16 protein-coding genes are annotated in these 17,759 nt (G+C 73.9%); 10 read left to right on the top strand and 6 right to left on the bottom strand.

Annotated elements, in window-relative coordinates:
* Window positions 1-33 precede the first annotated feature (33 nt).
* On the bottom strand, window positions 34-1,062 hold the full coding sequence (locus EV386_RS15100; protein ID WP_130416152.1) for a LacI family DNA-binding transcriptional regulator: 1,029 nt from the start codon (window positions 1,060-1,062) through the stop codon (window positions 34-36).
* A 243-nt stretch (window positions 1,063-1,305) separates the two neighbouring features.
* Here EV386_RS15100 and EV386_RS15105 point away from each other — a divergent pair, with 243 nt between their 5' ends.
* The 5 genes from EV386_RS15105 (at window position 1,306) to EV386_RS15125 (ending at window position 8,883) form a co-directional block, all read left to right on the top strand.
* Window positions 1,306-2,592, top strand: a complete 1,287-nt coding sequence (locus EV386_RS15105; RefSeq protein ID WP_165399961.1) for a sugar ABC transporter substrate-binding protein — start codon at window positions 1,306-1,308, stop codon at window positions 2,590-2,592.
* Window positions 2,593-2,615: 23 nt separating this feature from the next.
* The gene (locus EV386_RS15110) at window positions 2,616-3,566 is read left to right on the top strand and encodes a carbohydrate ABC transporter permease (RefSeq protein ID WP_130416154.1); all 951 of its coding nucleotides are present in this window, start codon (window positions 2,616-2,618) and stop codon (window positions 3,564-3,566) included.
* A complete protein-coding gene (locus EV386_RS15115; protein ID WP_130416155.1) occupies window positions 3,563-4,378 on the top strand; it encodes a carbohydrate ABC transporter permease in 816 nt (271 codons plus the stop codon). The genes EV386_RS15110 and EV386_RS15115 overlap by 4 nt, the downstream gene beginning before the upstream one ends.
* 67 nt (window positions 4,379-4,445) lie before the next feature.
* The gene (locus EV386_RS15120; protein WP_242607989.1) at window positions 4,446-6,380 is read left to right on the top strand and encodes a glycoside hydrolase family 127 protein; all 1,935 of its coding nucleotides are present in this window, start codon (window positions 4,446-4,448) and stop codon (window positions 6,378-6,380) included.
* A 124-nt stretch (window positions 6,381-6,504) separates the two neighbouring features.
* Window positions 6,505-8,883, top strand: a complete 2,379-nt coding sequence (locus EV386_RS15125) for an InlB B-repeat-containing protein (protein ID WP_130416156.1) — start codon at window positions 6,505-6,507, stop codon at window positions 8,881-8,883.
* Between the two features lie 269 nt (window positions 8,884-9,152).
* Here EV386_RS15125 and EV386_RS15130 read toward each other — a convergent pair whose 3' ends face one another.
* On the bottom strand, window positions 9,153-10,064 hold the full coding sequence (locus tag EV386_RS15130; protein WP_130416157.1) for an SDR family oxidoreductase: 912 nt from the start codon (window positions 10,062-10,064) through the stop codon (window positions 9,153-9,155).
* Between the two features lie 100 nt (window positions 10,065-10,164).
* On the opposite strand from EV386_RS15130, the gene EV386_RS15135 reads away from it, so the two are divergent.
* Window positions 10,165-10,695 carry a low molecular weight protein-tyrosine-phosphatase gene (locus tag EV386_RS15135; RefSeq protein ID WP_130416158.1) on the top strand — a complete coding sequence of 177 codons (531 nt, stop codon included), beginning with the start codon at window positions 10,165-10,167 and terminating at the stop codon, window positions 10,693-10,695.
* An 8-nt stretch (window positions 10,696-10,703) separates the two neighbouring features.
* Window positions 10,704-11,252: a GNAT family N-acetyltransferase gene (locus tag EV386_RS15140; RefSeq protein ID WP_130416159.1), complete on the top strand. Its 549-nt coding sequence runs from the start codon at window positions 10,704-10,706 to the stop codon at window positions 11,250-11,252.
* On the opposite strand, the gene EV386_RS15145 is transcribed toward EV386_RS15140, so the two are convergent.
* From EV386_RS15145 to EV386_RS15155, 3 genes are all read right to left on the bottom strand, one after another.
* Complete coding sequence (locus EV386_RS15145; protein WP_130416160.1) at window positions 11,170-12,318, bottom strand: alpha/beta hydrolase; 1,149 nt, start codon at window positions 12,316-12,318, stop codon at window positions 11,170-11,172. The two genes, EV386_RS15140 and EV386_RS15145, sit on opposite strands and share 83 nt — an antisense overlap.
* Before the next feature lie 116 nt (window positions 12,319-12,434).
* Window positions 12,435-13,259: a Nif3-like dinuclear metal center hexameric protein gene (locus EV386_RS15150; RefSeq protein ID WP_130416161.1), complete on the bottom strand. Its 825-nt coding sequence runs from the start codon at window positions 13,257-13,259 to the stop codon at window positions 12,435-12,437.
* A 46-nt stretch (window positions 13,260-13,305) separates the two neighbouring features.
* Window positions 13,306-14,616, bottom strand: a complete 1,311-nt coding sequence (locus EV386_RS15155) for a serpin family protein (protein WP_242607990.1) — start codon at window positions 14,614-14,616, stop codon at window positions 13,306-13,308.
* Window positions 14,617-14,675: 59 nt separating this feature from the next.
* Between EV386_RS15155 and EV386_RS15160 the strand changes: the two genes are divergently transcribed.
* The 3 genes from EV386_RS15160 (at window position 14,676) to EV386_RS15170 (ending at window position 17,352) form a co-directional block, all read left to right on the top strand.
* Window positions 14,676-15,845, top strand: a complete 1,170-nt coding sequence (locus EV386_RS15160; RefSeq protein ID WP_130416163.1) for an aminotransferase class I/II-fold pyridoxal phosphate-dependent enzyme — start codon at window positions 14,676-14,678, stop codon at window positions 15,843-15,845.
* A 3-nt stretch (window positions 15,846-15,848) separates the two neighbouring features.
* On the top strand, window positions 15,849-16,817 hold the full coding sequence (locus EV386_RS15165) for an endonuclease/exonuclease/phosphatase family protein (RefSeq protein WP_130416164.1): 969 nt from the start codon (window positions 15,849-15,851) through the stop codon (window positions 16,815-16,817).
* A gap of 61 nt (window positions 16,818-16,878) precedes the next feature.
* Window positions 16,879-17,352: a DUF6328 family protein gene (locus tag EV386_RS15170; RefSeq protein ID WP_130416165.1), complete on the top strand. Its 474-nt coding sequence runs from the start codon at window positions 16,879-16,881 to the stop codon at window positions 17,350-17,352.
* 24 nt (window positions 17,353-17,376) lie between these two features.
* Here the strand turns inward: EV386_RS15170 and EV386_RS15175 are convergent, their stop codons facing one another.
* The gene (locus tag EV386_RS15175) at window positions 17,377-17,679 is read right to left on the bottom strand and encodes a CBU_0592 family membrane protein (protein WP_130416166.1); all 303 of its coding nucleotides are present in this window, start codon (window positions 17,677-17,679) and stop codon (window positions 17,377-17,379) included.
* Window positions 17,680-17,759: the final 80 nt, after the last annotated feature.

Consider the following 17,759-nt stretch of genomic DNA (forward strand, 5'->3'; position numbering starts at 1 on the left):
ACCGACGGCGGCCGCCGACTCTTCCCGCGCGGATCAGGCCTGTGGAACGGTCGACCCGCGCACGACGAGGCGGGGGGTGACCCGTTCGACGCCCGGGGTGGCCTTGCCGTCGAGCGCGGCGAACAGCAGGTGGGCCGCGCGACGTCCGATGGCGTCGAACTGCATGTCGACGCTGGTCAGGCTGGGGCGCGTGCCTGCGATCATCGGCTCCCAGTTGTCGAACGACGCGACGGCGATGTCGTGGGGCACGCGCACGGCGCGCTCGTGCAGCACGTCGAGCGCTCCGCGGGCGATCTGGTCGGAGCCGCACAGGATCGCGTCGACAGGCTGCGGTGCGTCGAGGACGGCCGCCGTCGCGCCGCGCCCCCACGCCTCGCTCCACGACCCGTAACGCACGGGCCCGACGAAGTCGAGGCCCGCGTCGGCCAGTGCGGCGCGCGCGCCCGCGGCGCGGTCGGTCGCTGCGGTGTAGGTGGCGTCGCCGGTGATGTGGGCGATGCGGGTGCGTCCGGTCGCCACCAGGTGCTCGGCGGCGATCTCGCCGGCGCGGACGTTGTCGACGACGACGGACACGTCGGCGTCGTCGTGCGAGGGCGCGTAGGCGTAGACGACAGGGACGGAGACTCTGCGCGCGATCGACGGGCGTGGGTTGGTGCGTGAGCCGACGACGATGATGCCGTCCACGCGCCTGCTCAAGAGGGCCCGCAGGTGGTACTGCTCCCGGATCGCGTCCTCTCGGCCGTTGCACAGGAATACGGACATCTGCCCGGCGCCGAAGGCGTCCTCGGCGCCGCGGAGAATCGGCAGCGAGAAGCGGCCCTCCAGGTCGTTCGTGATGAGGCCCACGGTGCCCGAGCGGCCCGCGAGGATCGAGTGCACCAGGGCGTTGGGGACGAACCCGAGCCGTTCGGCGGCCTCGCGGACGCGGGCGCGCGTGGTGGGGCTGACCTCCGCCTTGTCGTTGAGCGCCTTCGATGCGGTCGACAGGGAGACGCCGGCCTCCTGGGCGACGTCGCGCAGGCGTGCCTTGGCGGGCGCGGGGGCGCCGTCACTGCTGGCCATGGTCCTCCGTTCCGGCGTCCGGTCCGGGGTGGACTCACGGCCGAAAGTCGTTTCGGTGGAGCCAGTATGCACGAGACGACAGGGCGATGGCGCGCGCTCGAGTGCGGTGCTAATCTCCCGAAAGGGCTTTCGGAGAGTTTCGGACTGCGTAGTTGGGGTCAGGCGCTCTCGCCGTCGTCCTCCCGGACGGCGGGCGCCCGTGGAGCAGACCCGGAACGACCCGGGCTACACCGAGGAGCGTCAATGAAGATGAGCATGACCAAGCGCGCGGCCCGCGTCGCCGCGCTCGCGACCGCGGGAGCGCTCGCCCTCGCCGCCTGCACCCCGGGTGGCGATGCGGCGGACGACGGAGCCGCGACCGACGCGGCCACCGACGGCGGCGGCGCCGAGGGCACCGTGACCGTGTGGCACTACTTCTCGGACCCGCAGCAAGTCGCGCTGATGGACAAATACGCCGAACTCGCCGAGGCCGCCAATCCGGGGATGACGGTCGACAACGTCTTCGTCCCCTACGACCAGATGAACTCCCAGCTCATCTCGGCCGCGGGCGCGGGGCAGGGCCCCGACGTCGTCATCTTCAACGGGGCGGAGACCTCGACCATCGCGCTGGCGGGCGCCCTCGCCCCGCTCGACGACTTGTGGGGCACGTTCGCCGACGCCGACCAGTTCCCCGACTCGGTGATCCACACGGTCGACGGGACGATGTACGCCGTCCAGGGCTACGTCAACCTCCTGGGGCTCTGGTACAACCAGGACATTCTGGACGAGATCGGCGTTCAGCCGCCGACCACGATCGACGAGCTCGAAAGCGCGATGGCAGCGGCCGTCGCCGCAGGGCACGGAGGCATCACGCTGTCCGGTCTGCCCAACTCTCAGGGCGAGTGGCAGGGCTTCCCGTGGCTCTCGGCCGAAGGCTTCACCTATGAGAACCCGAGCGCACAGGCGCTTGAGGCGGGCCTGACGCGCGTGTCGAACTGGGTCGAGCAGGGCTGGCTGCCGCAGGAGGCCGTCAACTGGGACCAGACGGTTCCCTTCCAGCAGTTCGCCGCGGGCGGCTTCGCGTTCGCCGCCAACGGCAACTGGCAGCAGGGCACCGCCGAGGCCGACGCGGACTTCACCTACGGCGTCGTCCCGCTCCCGCTCGGTGACTCCGGCCAGGTCTACCTCGGTGGCGAGGGCGCCGGCATCGGCGCGAACTCGGCCAACCCGGAGCTCGCGTGGGCCTACCTCACCTCGTCGTACCTCTCGTTCGAGGGGAACCTCGCCGCCGCCGACCTCGTCGGGTCGCTGCCCGCCCGCGCCGACGCCGGCCAACACGACTCGGTGACCTCCAACGAGCTGCTCAAGCCGTTCGCCGAGACCATCACCATGTTCGGCGCGCAGTACCCGAGCGCGGCGATCCCGGCTGAGGCCGTCGCCGACGTCCAGCTGCGCATGGGCCAGGCGTGGAGCGCGGTCATCGGCCGGCAGCACTCGCCTGCCGACGCCGCCCACACCGCCATGACCGCCCTCGAGGGTCTCCTCGGCTGACGCCAGGGAAGGGAAGGCGCCCCATGGCAACCATGACGTCCGGCCGACACGGGATCATCCGTGTCGGCCGGCGCCCGGGCCGCGACCGCGGCGATGTGCGGGCGCAGAGAAACTCGCTTCGCCGAACGGTCTTCCTGGTCCCCGGGATCGCTCTGCTCGGGCTGCTCGGCGTGTATCCGCTCATCCAGCTCGTCTGGATGGCCTTCCACCGTGTGACCAGCGCGACCATCAACAGTGGACCGTGGGAGTGGGTGGGCCTGGACAACTTCGTCCAGGGCTTCCAGCTCGGCGAGACCGGCCCGGCCATCACGCGCACCCTGGTCGTCGTCGCCATCGTCACGGTGTTCGGCATGGTCGGCGGGTTCGCCGCAGCCGTCGCGCTGCGCACGTCGGGATGGTGGTCGAGCGCGCTGTTGGCGCTCATGGTGTTCGTCTGGGCGCTGCCGCCGGTCGTCAACGGATCGGTGTGGAAGTTCCTGCTGTCGGACAACGGCCTCGTCAACGCCATCGTCATGGCGCTGGGACGCAGCACACCCATTCCCTTCCTCTACGACACGAACTGGGCGCTGCTGTCGGTCGCGTTCGTCGGGGCGTTCGCCGTCATCCCGTTCAACGCGCTCGTCTTCCGCGCCGCGCTGTTGGCCGTCGACCCGGAGATCTTTGAGGCCGCCGCGCTCGACGGGGTCAACCGCTGGGGCGAGGTGCGGCACATCATGATGCCGTCGGTCCGCCCCACAAGCCTGGTCCTGCTGGTTCTGACGATGGTCTACGCGTTCCGCAGCTTCGACTTCATCTTCGTCATGACCTATGGCGGGCCTGGCACGGCGACCAACACGCTGCCGTTCCTCGGGTTCCTCCAGGCCTTCGCCCGCTTCAACTTCGGCTACGGCGCCGCGACGTCCGTCCTGGCCGTCATCGTCGTGCTCGTCCTGGCAGTGATCTATGCCCGGTCGATCCGGAAGGAGGAGGCGTGAACACCAAGGCCGGTCCCGTCAACATCGCTTTGAAGGTCCTGTTCACCCTGATGTACGGACTGCCGATCCTGCGGATCGTGCAGACGTCGTTCACCTCCTCCGCGGACGTCTTCAACGCGCAGTCGAACCTGTTCTTCCGCCCGACGCTCCAGGCGTACGTCAACAACCTCGACGCCAGCCTGTTCATCGCGCTGCGGCAGTCGGTCATCATCGCGACCGGCACGACCGTGCTGGTTCTGCTCGTCGCCGTCCCCGCGGCCTACGGTCTGGCCCGCGTGAGGGGACACGTCGCGACGATCGGACTCGGTCTGCTCGTCGTCCTCCAGACGCTGCCGCAGACGGCGCAGATCATCCCGCTCTTCCAGATCCTCGGGATGTGGGGGCTGCTCGACACGATCGTCGGCGTCGTCCTGGCCAACGCCGCCCTGCTGGCGCCGTTCGCCACGCTGCTGCTGCGGCCGTTCTTCCGGTCGGTGCCGATCGCGCTCGAAGAGGCCGGCGCGATCGACGGCGCCGGGATGTTCCGCCAGTTCGCGTCGATCGCGCTGCCGATCGCCCGCAACGGCATCCTGACGGTCTCGTCGATCACGTTCCTGCTCGCGTGGGGCGAGTTCCTGTACTCGGTGCGGTTCCTGCTCACCCCCGCCAACCGGCCCCTGTCGGTGCTGTTGGCCATGCAGGTCTCCGCGTTCGGCATCGACTGGCCGGGGCTGATGGCGCTCGCCGTCCTGACGTCCCTGCCGATCCTGGCCGTGTTCCTGCTCACCTACCGGCTGCTGCGCGACGGCCTGACCGTCGGCGCGGTGAAGTAGGCGTCCCCCGCAGCGGGCCGCCGCTCGGCACGGCCCGCACACTCCCCCTACGAGAAGTGAGTCGACCATGACGATGAGTCCCGCACGTCCTGGCGTGCGTGCGCAGTCCGCGCCCGACGGCGGTCTGCCCGTGGCCCCCACCCGCGCCCGATGGCGGCCCCTCGGCCTCGCCGACGTCACCATCGAGGAAGGGTTCTGGGCCGAGCGGCAGGCGCTCAACGCCGCCGCCATGATCCCGCACGTCGACTCGTGGCTGGAGCGGCTGGGGTGGACCGGGAACTTCGACGCCGCCGCCGCGGGGCGTCTGCCTGAGGGCCGCCGCGGGCGCGAGTTCTCCGACTCGGAGATCTACAAGCTGTTGGAGGGCATGGCGTGGGAGATCGGCCGCACGGGTGACCCGGCGCTCGAGGCGAGGCTGGGGGAGATCGTGCGCCGGGTCAGCGCCGCGCAGGAGTCCGACGGCTACCTCAACACCATGTTCGGCCGCCCGGGCCAGCGGTCTCGGTACGCCGACCTGGAGTGGGGGCACGAGCTGTACTGCTACGGACACCTGATCCAGGCAGCCGTCGCCCGCGCGCGCACCGTCGGCCTCGACGACGAGCTCGTCCGAGTCGCGGTGCGCGCGGCCGACCATGTGTGCGCCACGTTCGGCCCCGACGGCGATCAGCGCGTGTGCGGGCACCCGGAGATCGAGGTGGCGCTGGCCGAGCTGTACCGGGTCACGGGCGAACGCCGCTACCTTGACCAGGCGCGGGCGTTCGTCGAGCGGCGCGGGCACGGCGTCCTCGGCGAGATCGACTTCGGCCCGCAGTACTTCCAGGACCACATCCCGGTGCGCGAGGCGACGGTGCTCGACGGGCACGCGGTGCGCGCCCTGTACCTCGCCGCCGGCGCCGTCGACGTCGCGATCGAGACGGGCGACGACGACCTGCTGGAGGCCGTGCGCAGGCAGACCCTGCGCACGCTGGCACGGCGCACCTACCTGACCGGGGGCATGGGCGCCCACCACGAGGGCGAGTCGTTCGGCGCCGACTTCGAGCTGCCGCCCGACCGGTCCTACTCCGAGACGTGCGCGGGCATCGCCTCGGTGATGCTCAACCACCGCCTCGTGATGCAGACCGCCGATGCGCGCCACGCCGACGCTGTCGAGCGCACGCTCTACAACATCGTCGCGACCTCGCCTGCGGCGGACGGCAGGGGGTTCTACTACACCAACGTCCTGCAGCAGCGGGTCGAGGGGCAGTTGCCGTCGCAGACCGAGCCGAGCGCGCGCGCCCAGTCCGCCGCGCGCCCGCCGTTCTTCGCCGTCTCGTGCTGCCCCACGAACCTCACGCGCACCTTCGCGTCGCTGGGCGCCTACCTCGCCACGCACGACGACGCCGGGGTCCAACTGCATCAGTACGCGCCCGCGACGATTCGCGCCGGCGTGACGGCAGGCGACGTCGAACTGCGGGTGGCCACGCGCTACCCGCACGACGGACGGGTCGAGGTGTCGGTGACGCGCCCCGCCCCGGGGCCGTGGACGCTGACGATGCGCGTGCCGTCCTGGGCCGTGGGCGCCACCGTGACGGCCGAGGGCCGCACCCGCGCGGTCGAGCCCGGCTACATCGAGGCGCCCGGTCCCCAGGCCGTGGGCGACGTCGTCGTGCTCGACCTGCCGGTCGCGCCGCGCTTCACCTGGGCGGATCCGCGCGTCGACGCCGTGCGCGGTCAGGTCGCCGTCGAGCGCGGACCGGTCGTCCACGCACTGGAGTCGACCGACCTGGGGGCTGACGTCGCCACCGCGCGCGTGCGCACGGACGTCGCGCCGAGCGACGACGACGGCGTGGTCCGGGTGCGCGTGGCCACGGCCCAGACGGACGACGCCGACTGGCCGTACTCCCGCGCCCCGCGCGAACCCCAAGCGGGCGACGAGCGGCTCGTTCCGCTCGTGCCGTACCACTCCTGGGCCGAGCGCGGCCCGTCGACCATGCGCATCTGGATGCCCGTGACCGACAGGTGAGCCGCGGGTGAGCGAACCGCCGGGCGCGGTTCCCAGTGTTCACCGATCAAGGGATCGTTGTTCACCGGAGCGTCACCGGACATCGCTGGGGTGAGCCGATTCCACCCAGCCTGAGGAGTGCCCGGTGAACCCTGTCCGTCCCCGTCCCACCCGAGGGGCCCCCGCCGCGCGCGCTGTCCGCGCGGCGGTGGCCGCCGTCGTCGGCGCCGCGCTGACGTTGCCGCTCGGTCTCCCGGCGCTCGCCGCTCCCGGGGCGCCCGCCGCCGCCGTCGAGTCCGACGGCGAGGCGCCGGCGCCGAGCCCGTCGCCGACAGCGCCCGCAACCGCAGCGCCCACAACCGCGGAGCCGGCAACGGCCGGCCCCGCCACCGCGGAGCTGTCGCTCACCTTCGCCGCGCTGTCGGACACCCACACGCTGTGGGGTGAGTTCCAGCAGGCGCTGTTGTTCGCCAAGACAAACGGCGCCGAGGCCGTCGTCGTGTCCGGCGACCTGACGGACCACAGCAAGGACGAGGAGTGGAGGGGCCTCAAGGCGACGCTGGGCCGGCACGCCGCAGGCATGCGGGTCATCACGTCGATGGGCAACCACGACGTGGACGACCTCGGGGACTACGCCCGCTACCGTGACGCGACCGGCCTCCGGCCGAACGAGGTGACCGAGGTCAACGGGTACACGTTCATCTCGGTCGCCCCCGGTCAGGGGCGGCTGGACCCGGCGACCGGCGCCCCAACGATCGCGGCGAACGGGACCTACGAGTACGCCTGGGAGTGGCTCGACCAGCAGCTCGCCGCCGCGACGGCCGCGCACCCGGACCGGCCGGTGTTCGTGCTGGAGCACCACCCGGTCTGCGGCACCGTGTACGTGGCGGACCTCGGCGAGTGGTGCGGGAACGGGACGGCGTCGTCGGTGCTGTCGAAGTACCCACAGGCCGTGGCCTTCAGCGGGCATATCCACACCCCGAACTCCATCGCGCGCTCGATATCGCAGGACTTGGGCTTCACCGCCGTCAACCTGCAGCCGCTGGCGTACTTCGAGTTCGAGAAGGGCTCCGTGACGGGCTCCAAGCCTCAGGACGCCGGAAACAACGCGGGCGCGTCACTCATCTCGGTGCGCGGCAGCGAGGTGACCGTCAAGAACTACGACCTGCTGTCGAAGCGGTGGATGGCGCAGACGTGGACGTTTGACGTGGCCGACCGGTCGACGTACAGGTACACCAAGGCCGAACGTACAGCGATGGCGTCGCCGCCGGTGTGGGCCGATGGAGCGTGGGCCTCGCTCAGCGAGGTGACCAAGAGCTCGGTGCGGGTCACCTACCCGCAGGCCCAGGTCGTCCCGACCGAGCCCGACGACGTCATCTGGAAGTACGAGTACTCCCTGACCAACCTGGCGACGGGGCAGACGACGCGCGCGGGCACCCACTGGTCAGGCTTCTACATCACGCCGATGCCCGCGACGCGGAGCTGGAAGTTCGACAAGCTCGCCGCGGGGACCGCGTACGAGCTGGCCGTCACTCCTGTCGAGACCTGGGGCAAGTCCGGCCCCCCGCTGACCGTGCGGTTCGTCTCCGGCGGGCACGCCGTCACCGCCGCGGGCGGTGAGCACGGCACGGCCACCGCCGACTGGGCCACGGCGACGCCTGGCCGCGAGGTCACGGTGACCGCGACGCCGAACCCCGGCTACCAGTTCGACGGGTGGAGCGCCGAGGCCGCTGGCGTGACGCTTCCGGCGACCAACCCGGCGACGCTCACGATGCCGGACGCGCCGGTCACCGTCACACCGCTGTTCGTCCCGGTTGTCACCGAGACTCCCGCGGCCCCTGAGACCCCCGAGACCCCCGAGACCCCCGAGACTCCCGCGGTTCCCGAGACCCCCGCGGCCCCCGAGGCCCCCGCGACGGCGTCGGACACCGCCGCGCCGACCGTGGCCGTCACGGGTGAGCCGAGCGGGCACGGCGGATACGCCAGCGCCAACCTCCAGGCCTTCGACCCGGGCAAGGTCGGGCGGATCGTCGTCAACGGCACGGTCTGGGCGCAGCCGCAGACGACGTCGTCGGGTCTGAGGGAGATCCGCCCCGGGTCGTACGGCGCCGTCGTGGGGCTCAACACGGTCTCGGTGGTCGACACCGCGGGCAACGCGCGCACGCTCGTGCTGAGGCTGGACATCAGCGCCCCGGCCCCGCGCAGGCCGGCGCCGAAGCCGCGTCGCACCGTGGTCAGCCCGCCGGCGCCGACCCCGACCCCGACGCCGACCCCGGCGGCGACTCCCGACGCGCCCGCGGACGCCGACGCGCAGGCCCCGCGCGACGCCGTCGGCGCTCACGCCCCCGTGTGCGTCGCGCGGGCTGCGTGGCCGACGTCCGCCGGATGGGGCGCGCCGTGGCATGTGGCGCGGGCGCCGTTCGCCTCGGTGTGGCGGCTCCTGCTGGCGCCGTGGTCCGTGTCCGGGCCCCGGTGCCCGAGCGTCCCGGCGTGGTTCCTGGCGAGCGCGTCACACCACAGATAGCCGCAGGCGCGGTAGAGCCCGCGGGGTGGAGCGATGCTCCTGCCGTGCTGGACGAGGGCACGGCCCCGCGGGCTCCGGTGGTCGCGAAAGACTCGCCACCGTGTCCCGGTCGCCGTCGGACGGCCCTGATGGGCGCCCGGCGACGGGAAGATCAGGACGCGCTAGCGCGCGACCACCTCATCGGTCCGAAGAGACTTCATCTGCTCGGATCACCTCCCTTCTTGATGTGCCGCAGACGCTACGCCGGGCACACGGAGGGGTCCAGGCAATTACGCCGACGGCACAAGGTGGCGCCACTGGTCGGGGTAGTCGTCGAGCCAGTCCGCGAACGACCGCGCCGGGCGTCCCACCAGCCGCGCCACGTCACCGGACACATGCTCGAGCGCGCCCGCCGCGATGGCGGTGTACGACGTCACCCACCCCTCGACGACCTGCGGCCCGACGTCGTAGCCCGCGCGTGAGGCGTAGGCCTCCTCGACCGTCTCGGGCTCGTAGCGGATCGGCCGGCCCGTGAGCTCGGCGAGTGTCGCGGCGGCCTCACCCAGCGTGATCGCATCGGGTCCGGTCAGCTCGTAGGCGACCTGGTCGTGTGCGTTCGCGCGCTCGTCGAGCAGGACGGCGGTCGCGCAGTCGGCGACGTCGTCGTGCGAGACCGACGCGACGCGTCCGGTCCCCGCGGGCCCGCGGATGACGCCGTCGGCGCCGACGAACATCGTCAGCGCGTGGTGGTACAGGTTGTCGCGCAGGAGCGTCCAGCGCAGGCCCGAGGCTCGCAGCAGGTCCTCGGTGTGCCCGTGGTCGCGCGCGAAGGTGAACACGGCGTCGGGCGCCGCGCCGACGAACGAGGTGTAGACCACGCGCTCGACGCCGGCCGCGGCGGCCGCCTCGATCGCGCTGCGGTGTTGGGCCACACGGCCCGCGCCCTCGCGTGCGCTGACCAGGAACAACGTGCGCACGCCGTCGAGCGCGCGGCGCATGGCCTCGCCGTCGCCGTACTCGGGCACGACGGCGACCTCGGCCTCCGGGAGCCCCTTGCCTGACGGCAGCGCGGGGGCGCGGTCCGGGTCGCGGAGGATGAGGCGCTGCCCGGCGCCCTCGGCGGCCAGGCGCAGCGCGAGCCGGGCGCCGAGCCGCCCGCTGGCGCCGGTGACCGCGACGACGCCGTCCCTGCGTCTGACCATGTCCTCACCGTAGAGCGTGGGGACCGGCGATGGGGCGCCCGCGGGTCCATCGGCGTCGCCGGATCGCCCCGGCCGCGCCGGGTGCGAGAGGATGCGGCACATGACTGCGCCGTTCCGGGTGATGACCGTGTGCACCGGCAACATCTGCCGGTCCCCCATGGCTGAGGTTCTACTGCGCGAGGCGTTCGCCGCGGAGGGGCTCGACGGGCAGGTCGTCGTGGACTCCTCAGGTGTCAGCGCCGAGGAGGAGGGCAACCCCGTCGACCGGCGCGCCCGGAACGTGCTCGCCGCGCACGGCTACCCGACGCCCGACGCGCACCGCGCGCACCGGGTCACGTCCGAGGAGCTCGCGGAGCGCGACCTGCTGCTGGCCATGACGGCGCACCACGCGCGGGCGTTGCGCCGGCTGGCGCCGCCCGAGGACGGGGCGGACGGCGCGCGCCCCGAGATCCGCATGTTCCGCGCGTTCGACCCCGAGGCGCCCGAGTTGCGTGACGGCCAGGGCGAGGAGCTGCTCGACATCGACGACCCGTGGTACGGCGGCGCGGCCGACTTCGAGGTCTGCCTGCGCGAGCTGGAGGCCGCGACGCCCGGGGTCGTGGCGTACGTGCGCTCGCGCCTGGCCGACTGAGGGCGGCCGTGAGCGACGACGGCGGGCCCTACCGTGTGCGGCGTGTGCGCGCCCAGGAGTGGGAGGCGGTCCGCCAGATTCGCCTGGCCTCGTTGTGCGACCCGCTCGCGCACCTGGCGTTCCTCGACAGCTACGAGGCGGCGGTCGCCCGGCCCGCGGAGTTCTGGCGCGAGCGCGCCGCGCGCGCGGCGCAGGGCGACGAGGTGGCGCAGTACGTCGTGGTCGACCAGGACGGGCGATGGGTCGGGTCCGTCACCGGACTGCTTGAGCCCGCGGGCTCGGTCGACTTCGAGGGGCGGGCGGTCGCACGGCGTCAGGCGCACGTCGTCGGCGTGTGGCTACACCCCGACCATCGGGGGCGTGGCCTGATCCAGCGCGCGATCGCCGCCGTCGTCGACTGGGCGGGGCAGCAGGGCGCCGAGCGCGCCCGCCTGTACGTGCACGCCGACAACGCGCGAGCGCGCGCCGCCTACCTCAAAGCCGGCTTTGCGCCGTCGGGGCAGGTGATCGCGGGGACGATCGGCCCGGAGGAGGAGTTGGCGCGGCCGATCGGCTGACCGCGCCCGGCGCCGCGAACAGCCGCCGCCACCACGGCGGCCGCGGCGTGGTCGGCGTCGGGGCGGCAGGGGCGACGTACCCGTGGAACCAGCGCGCCGTCTCGCGCCACACCACCTCGCGCACCGGGGCGGCCGACAGCGTCACGTCGTGCAGGGCGCCGTCGATCCGCACCAGCGTGACGACCGAGCCGAGGTGCGGGACGCGGCGCGCCACGCCGGGCACGTCGAGCACCGAGTCGGTGCGGAGCATGTCGTCGTGCCAACGGACCGGCGCCGTCGAGCGCGCCGAGAGCAGCACGAGGATCGGCACGTCCACTCCCAGGCCGTGCGCGACGCGTTCGTGCCCGTCGAACACCGCGGCCAGCCATGCCGGGGTGGCCCGCCAGCCGGAGTCGGGGCGCCATGCGGTGTCGTAGTCCCACTCGCCGTCGTATCGGCGCGAGATCGAGCGCACGTAGAAGCCCTGGTCGACGTTGACGAGGTGGCCGCGGGGCGCGACCGCGGCGTGCGCGCGCACCGGCCCCTCGAGCACCCGGCGGCCCAGGTAGCGGGTCTGGAACTCCAGCCAGGGGCTGTTGAGCACCAGGGCGTCCGCGCGGCCCGGGTGCCGGTCGGCCCACAGGGCGAGCGTGAGGCCGCCCGTCGAGTGGCCCATGAGCAGGAGCTTGCGCGGGTGCGCCGACGACGGCGCGTCGGGCGCCGCGTGACCCAGTGCGCGCAGCGCGGCCTCGATGTCCTCGTCGTAGACGGCGAGGTCGTCGGTGTAGCCCGGAGTCTGGTGATCGCGCAGGCTGCGCCCGTATTTGCGCAGGTCCAGGGCGTGGAACCGCACCCCCAGGCCCTCCCAGAAGTCCGCGAGGTGGGTCTGGAAGAAGTAGTCGATCCACCCGTGGACGTACAGCAGGTCGACGCCCGCGTCGGCGCCGGGCCCGACCCGGCGCACCAGGGTCGCGACGACGTCGCCCTCGTCGTCGGGCGCGAGCGGCAGCGTGAGGCGCTCGAACCCGGGCAGGACGTCGGGCTCCCAGCGCTCCTCACGCTCGGGGCCAGGGGCGATACCGCTCACGTGACGAACGTAGAACGGACCGCGGCGGCGCGCGCTTCGGCGGTCGCCGAAGCCTCGTCGCCCAGTCGCCCAGTCGCCCAGTCGCCTCGTCGCCCGGTCGCCTCGTCGTCGCGGCCTCAGACCGCGCGGAACAGGTCGGGCGTCTCGACGAACGTCACCGGCACGGGGCGTCCTGCGTCGGCGAGCACCTTGGGCAACCAGGCGGCGACGGCGCGCATGCCCTCCTGCTCGCTGGGCACGTGGCCGACGACGATCGCGCCCGCCGCGACCCCGGCGGCGACGGCGTCGACGGCGTACTCCCCCGTCTCCCACTCGTGCGCCTCGCCCAGCACGACGACGTCGACGTCCGCGCGCCGCAGCAGCGCACGGTTGCGCGCGGCGCCGCGGAAGCCCAGGTCGAGGCCCACGCGCCGCACCACCGTGGCCGGGTCGCCCACGAAGCGCGCGGCCGTGGCTCCGAGAGCGGCGGCGACGTGCCGGGCCAGGGCGCCCAGGGTGGTGGGCGCGAGGGTGGCCACGGCGGCGCCCGCGGCCGCCTCGGCGGCGTCGAGAGCCCAGCCGAGCGCGGCGGCCGTGGCGGCGTCGACGCCGTCGGGCCGCTGGTCGTGCCACTGGTCGTGCAGGTGCCAGACCACGAGTCCCCGCTCGTGTACGAAAGCGCGCTTGGCGTTGTACACCGGGTCGTCCTGCGCGGCCAGCGTGTTGCGGGCGTCGTCGGCGTGCGCGAAGTACAGGGGCTCATGCGTGATGACGAGCGTGGCGCCGTCGCCGCCCCAGTCGGCCGCGCGGCGCAGCACGTCGAGCGTGGCCATGGTCGTCACCGCGACCCCGGACACCCCGGCGCCGGGGTCGCCGTCGAGGAACCCGTCGACGGTCACGGGCCGCACCGGGGCGGGGATGGCGGAGCGGACGGCGGCGACGACGTCGGCGGCGGTGGTCACGGGCACCACGGTAGGCCCGGGCGACCGGTGCGCGCGCCGCAGCGGCTCAGTGCCTAGGGTCGCGCACCGCGGCGAGGAACAGCGGCCACGAGGTCTCGGCGTGCGCGACCTCGATGAGGAACGGCCGGTCCAGGTGCAGCTCGACCGTCGGGATGGCCGGCGCGCCGGCCGCCTCCACCCCCAGCTCTGTCACGGCGGCCGCGCGCGTGCCGTCCTCGTCGACCTGGAAGACCGCCTGCTGCACGGCCTGGCCGAGGTAGAGGCGCCGCCCGCCGTCGTCGGTCCCGAGACCCGTGAGGTCGGCGGCGGTGGGGTCGAGCACCGTGGGCGCGCCGAGCGCGGCGACGCTCGCACGCAGGTCGAGCGGGTCGGGTTGGAGGTCGAGCGTGGGCAGCCACACCTCGACCGGCTGCGGCGCGGCCGCGCTCAGCGCCGCGTCGAGGTCCGCGAGCAGAGTGGGGGTCGCCACGGTGGGGTCCCCCGGCGGCAGCAGCAGGTCGGCGTGCAGCGCCCCGTCGCCGTACGGCAGCCGCGCGGCCCGCCACCCGTCGACCTCGGCGTACGCGACGTCGAGCGTCGCGGCCATGGTCTGGGCCTCGATGCGTGAGCCGTCAGCCAGGGTGAAGGGGCGGGGCGCGGTGGCGTACTGGGGGAACGGGCTGCTCCAGCGCGCCGCGAGCACGATCGCGTCCTGCAGCACGAGCCGCAGGTCGGGATCGGGCTCGATCGCCGACTTCTTGATGAGGCCGCCCGAGTGGTGCTGGACCCAGTCGTCGAGCGCGGACGTGTCCGCGCCGAGGTCGACGCGCCGCACCCCGGCGCCGTACACGTCGGCCAGCGTGCGCAGGTACTGCGGCGACGGCGTGAGCTGGTCGTCGACCACGACCTGGGTGGCCAGGTGCACGACCGGCTGCTCGGGCAGCTCCTCGTCCTGGACGACGGCGGGGTCGCCGTCGTGCTCCGCCAGTGCGCCGCGCAGCGCGGCCACGGCGTCGCGCCGCTGCTCGCCGCTCGCGCCCAGGACCTCCTCCAACTGCGCGAGCGTGCCGCCGCGGGCGCCGTCGGCCAGCATCGACAGCGCGACGGCGAGGCTCGACGGCGAGGCGACCGCGTTGGCCTCCTCGGGCGCCGCGGCCAGCATCGCGACGCCGACGCGGCGCGTGGCCTCGACGACGTCGTCGAGCGCCGCGGCGCCCGCGGGCGCGACCTGGCGGGGCTCGACGCCGGGCGCGCGTGTGACCCCCGCCTGCGGGTCGGGGTCTGAGGCGCACGCGCCCGCCACGACGGCCAGCGCGAGCGCCAGGGTGAGCGCAGGGGCGACGGCTCGGGCACGGGCGGTGCGGCGGGAGGACCTCATACCCGACTGTGTCATGCGCCCCCAGGACCTTGCAGGCGGACGACCGGCATGATGAGGGCATGAAGGTCTCGCGCCGCTCCCACGTCCCGGCCTTCGCGGTCATGGAGATCCTCGCCGCGGCCAACCAGCGGCGCGCGCAGGGCCGCGACGTGCTCAACCTGTGCGCCGGTGAGCCGTCCACGGGCGCGTCCGACGTCGTGCGTGCGCGCGCGATCGAACTGCTGCGCGCGGGCGACCTCGGCTACACCGAGGCGCTGGGCGTCCCGGCGCTGCGCGACGCGATCGCCGGGCACTACCGGCGCTGGTACGACGTCGAGGTCGACCCCGCGCGCATCGCCGTCACGACCGGGTCGAGCGGTGGGTTCGTGCTCGCGTTCCTCGCGGCCTTCGACGTCGGCGACCGCGTGGCGGTGGCCCGGCCGGGGTACCCGGCCTACAAGAACATCCTCACGGCGCTGGGCTGCGAGGTGGTCGAGCTCGACTGCGGGCCCGACACCCGCTACCAGCCCACCGTCTCGCAGCTCATGGCGGCCTACTACGACGGCGGGCTCGACGGGCTGCTGGTGGCGAGCCCCGCGAACCCGACCGGGACGATGATCGCGCCCGGGGAGCTCGACGCCGTCGCGCGCTGGTGCGGCGAGCACGACGTGCGGCTGATCAGCGACGAGATCTACCACGGCATCGCCTACGGCGGCGATGTCCATCAGGCGAGCGCCGCGGTGTACGCCGACCTGGGCGCCGTCGTCGTCAACTCGTTCTCGAAGTACTGGGCCATGACCGGGTGGCGGCTCGGCTGGCTGGTGCTCCCCACCGAGCTCGTCTCCCCCGTCAGCGCGCTCGCCGGGAACGTGGCCCTCTCGCCGCCCGCGCTGGCCCAGCACGCCGGGATCGCGGCGCTCAGCCCCGAGGGGTACGAGGCCGCCGCGGCGAACGTCGAGCGGTACGCGGCCTCGCGCGCGGCGCTGCTGGCGCGGGCGCCCGAGCTCGGCTGGGACCCCGTGGCGCCCGCGGACGGCGCGTTCTACCTGTACGGCAACATCGCGGCGACCGGGCTCGACGCGGTCACCTACTGCGCGCGGCTGCTCGAGGAGGCCGATGTGGCCCTCACTCCCGGCGCCGACTTCGACGCGGTCGCCGGGCACGAGTGGGTGCGCCTGTCGTTCGCGGCCGCGCCCGAGACGGTGACGCGCGCGGCGGACCGCATCGCCGCCTGGCAGCGCACCCTGTAGCCGATGAGCGTGCGCCTGGCGACCTTCAACGTGCGGCACGCGCGGCTGCCCGACGAGACGAGCGACGCACTGGCGTTGGGGCGCGCGGTGGCCGGGCTCGACGCCGACGTCGTCGCGCTCCAGGAGGTCGACCGCCACCAGGTCCGCTCAGGCGGCGCGGACCTCGCGCGAGTGGCCGCCGAGGCCATGGGCGCGCTCGACTACCGCTTCGCCGCCACGATCGCCGGGCGCGTCGAGCCGCCCCGCCCCGGCCGCGGGGCGCCGCCGGAGGCGCCCGACCCCGCCGAGGCGCTCGCCCCGCTCGCCACCGCCCGCGGGCGCGCGCTGCCCGGGGCGGCCGCGCAGGTGCTGCGCTCCCCCGCGGGTCGCGCCGCCGCGCGCGCCTACCTCTCCACGTGGGTCTCACGCCACCGTGCCCGCGGCGACGAGCCCGACGCCGCGCCCGCCTACGGCGTCGCGCTGCTCTCGCGCGTGCCCGTGCGTGAGTGGCGGCGCGTGCGGCTCCCCCTCGGGGCGTTGTGGCCGTTCGGGCGCCTGCAACTCGGCCATGACGAGCCGCGCGTCGCGCTCGCGGCCGTCGTCGAGACGCCGGACGGGCCGCTCACCGTCGTGACGACGCACCTGTCGACCGGCACGACCTGGAACCGGCGTCAGCTGCGCTGGCTGGTGCGGCGCCTGCGCGGCGCCCCGCGTCCGCTGGTGCTGCTGGGCGACCTCAACATCCGCGACGACGAGCCCGCCGCCATCACGGGCTGGCGCGAGCTCGTCGACGCGCCCACCTACCCGCGCCAGCGCCCCCGCCTGCGCATCGACCACGTCCTGGTCGACGACGGCGTGGCGCCCGGGTCCGCACCGCGCCCCGCCGTGCGCTCCCTCGGCCCTGCGCGCACGCTCGACCTGGGGATCAGCGACCACCGCGCCGTTGTCGTCGACCTGGCGCGGGCCGCAGGAGCGGCGCGCGCGGCGATGTGAGGAGGGGCGCGTTGGCGCCCTGCTGATGCCCCGGGACACGGACCGGCACTACCGTCGGCCCATGGACGCCAGCGACGGCCGGCCCGAGACCCCGGAGCAGCGCTCTGACCGCAACTGGTCGGAGCTGCTGCAGGAGCTGCGCGTCATGCAGACCGGCGTGCAACTGCTCACCGGGTTCCTGCTGACGCTGCCGTTCCAGCCGCGGTTCGCGGACCTGTCCACCCCGCAGCGCGTCGGGTACCTGATGCTCGTGGTGGTCGCCGCGCTCACCACGGGCCTGGCGGTCGCGCCCGTGGCGTTGCACCGTGCGCTGTTCCGCAAGCACCTCAAGGCGCGGCTCGTGACGGCCGCCGATCACATGACGCGCGCGGCGCTGCTCCTGCTCGCCGTGCTGGTCGCGGGCGTGGTCGCGCTGGTCTTCGACGTCGTCGTCGGGACGGTGGCAGGTGCGGTGACCGGGGGTGCGGCCATCGTGGTGCTGGTCGGCCTGTGGGCCGTGCTGCCCGCGGTGATCCGCGCGCGCCGCGAGCCGTGACGCGACCCTGAACGGGGCGAGGGGTCAGGCGGCCAGGTCGAGGGCGTCGGGCGCGGTGCGCGCCCGGGCGCGCTCGGCGGCGCGCTTGCGCCAGATGACCAGCGTCGAGTGCGCGCCGATGGCGATCCACGCGAAGTTGGCGGCGGCCGAGGGCCAGACGCCGTTGGCGGCCGCGACCAGCAGCATCGCCGTCGCCGCGCCGAGGTTGGTGAGCTGGAACGCGAACGAGCCGGCGCCCCAGTAGCCCTTGGAGACCATGCCGTAGGCCAGAATCCCGGCGGCGGCGCCCACCCAGCCGAACACGGTGACCACGGCGAGCAGGGACATGACGGACTCCTTGGAGATGACGCAGCGGGCTGGGCCCGCGGGTGAGGGGGTGATCGCCCGCGCCGCCGCCCGGTGGGCTC

This window comes from Xylanimonas ulmi, assembly GCF_004216535.1.
GTDB lineage: Bacteria > Actinomycetota > Actinomycetes > Actinomycetales > Cellulomonadaceae > Xylanimonas > Xylanimonas ulmi.

Bases quoted from the DNA above. Each gene is read 5' to 3' on its own strand.
- EV386_RS15100 (WP_130416152.1), bottom strand. From the start codon at position 1,062: ATGGCCAGCAGTGACGGCGCCCCCGCGCCCGCCAAGGCACGCCTGCGC.
- EV386_RS15105 (WP_165399961.1), top strand. From the start codon at position 1,306: ATGAAGATGAGCATGACCAAGCGCGCGGCCCGCGTCGCCGCGCTCGCG.
- EV386_RS15110 (WP_130416154.1), top strand. From the start codon at position 2,616: ATGGCAACCATGACGTCCGGCCGACACGGGATCATCCGTGTCGGCCGG.
- EV386_RS15120 (WP_242607989.1), top strand. From the start codon at position 4,446: ATGACGATGAGTCCCGCACGTCCTGGCGTGCGTGCGCAGTCCGCGCCC.
- EV386_RS15130 (WP_130416157.1), bottom strand. From the start codon at position 10,064: ATGGTCAGACGCAGGGACGGCGTCGTCGCGGTCACCGGCGCCAGCGGG.
- EV386_RS15135 (WP_130416158.1), top strand. From the start codon at position 10,165: ATGACTGCGCCGTTCCGGGTGATGACCGTGTGCACCGGCAACATCTGC.
- EV386_RS15155 (WP_242607990.1), bottom strand. From the start codon at position 14,616: ATGAGGTCCTCCCGCCGCACCGCCCGTGCCCGAGCCGTCGCCCCTGCG.
- EV386_RS15160 (WP_130416163.1), top strand. From the start codon at position 14,676: ATGAAGGTCTCGCGCCGCTCCCACGTCCCGGCCTTCGCGGTCATGGAG.
- EV386_RS15165 (WP_130416164.1), top strand. From the start codon at position 15,849: ATGAGCGTGCGCCTGGCGACCTTCAACGTGCGGCACGCGCGGCTGCCC.
- EV386_RS15170 (WP_130416165.1), top strand. From the start codon at position 16,879: ATGGACGCCAGCGACGGCCGGCCCGAGACCCCGGAGCAGCGCTCTGAC.
- EV386_RS15175 (WP_130416166.1), bottom strand. From the start codon at position 17,679: ATGTCCCTGCTCGCCGTGGTCACCGTGTTCGGCTGGGTGGGCGCCGCC.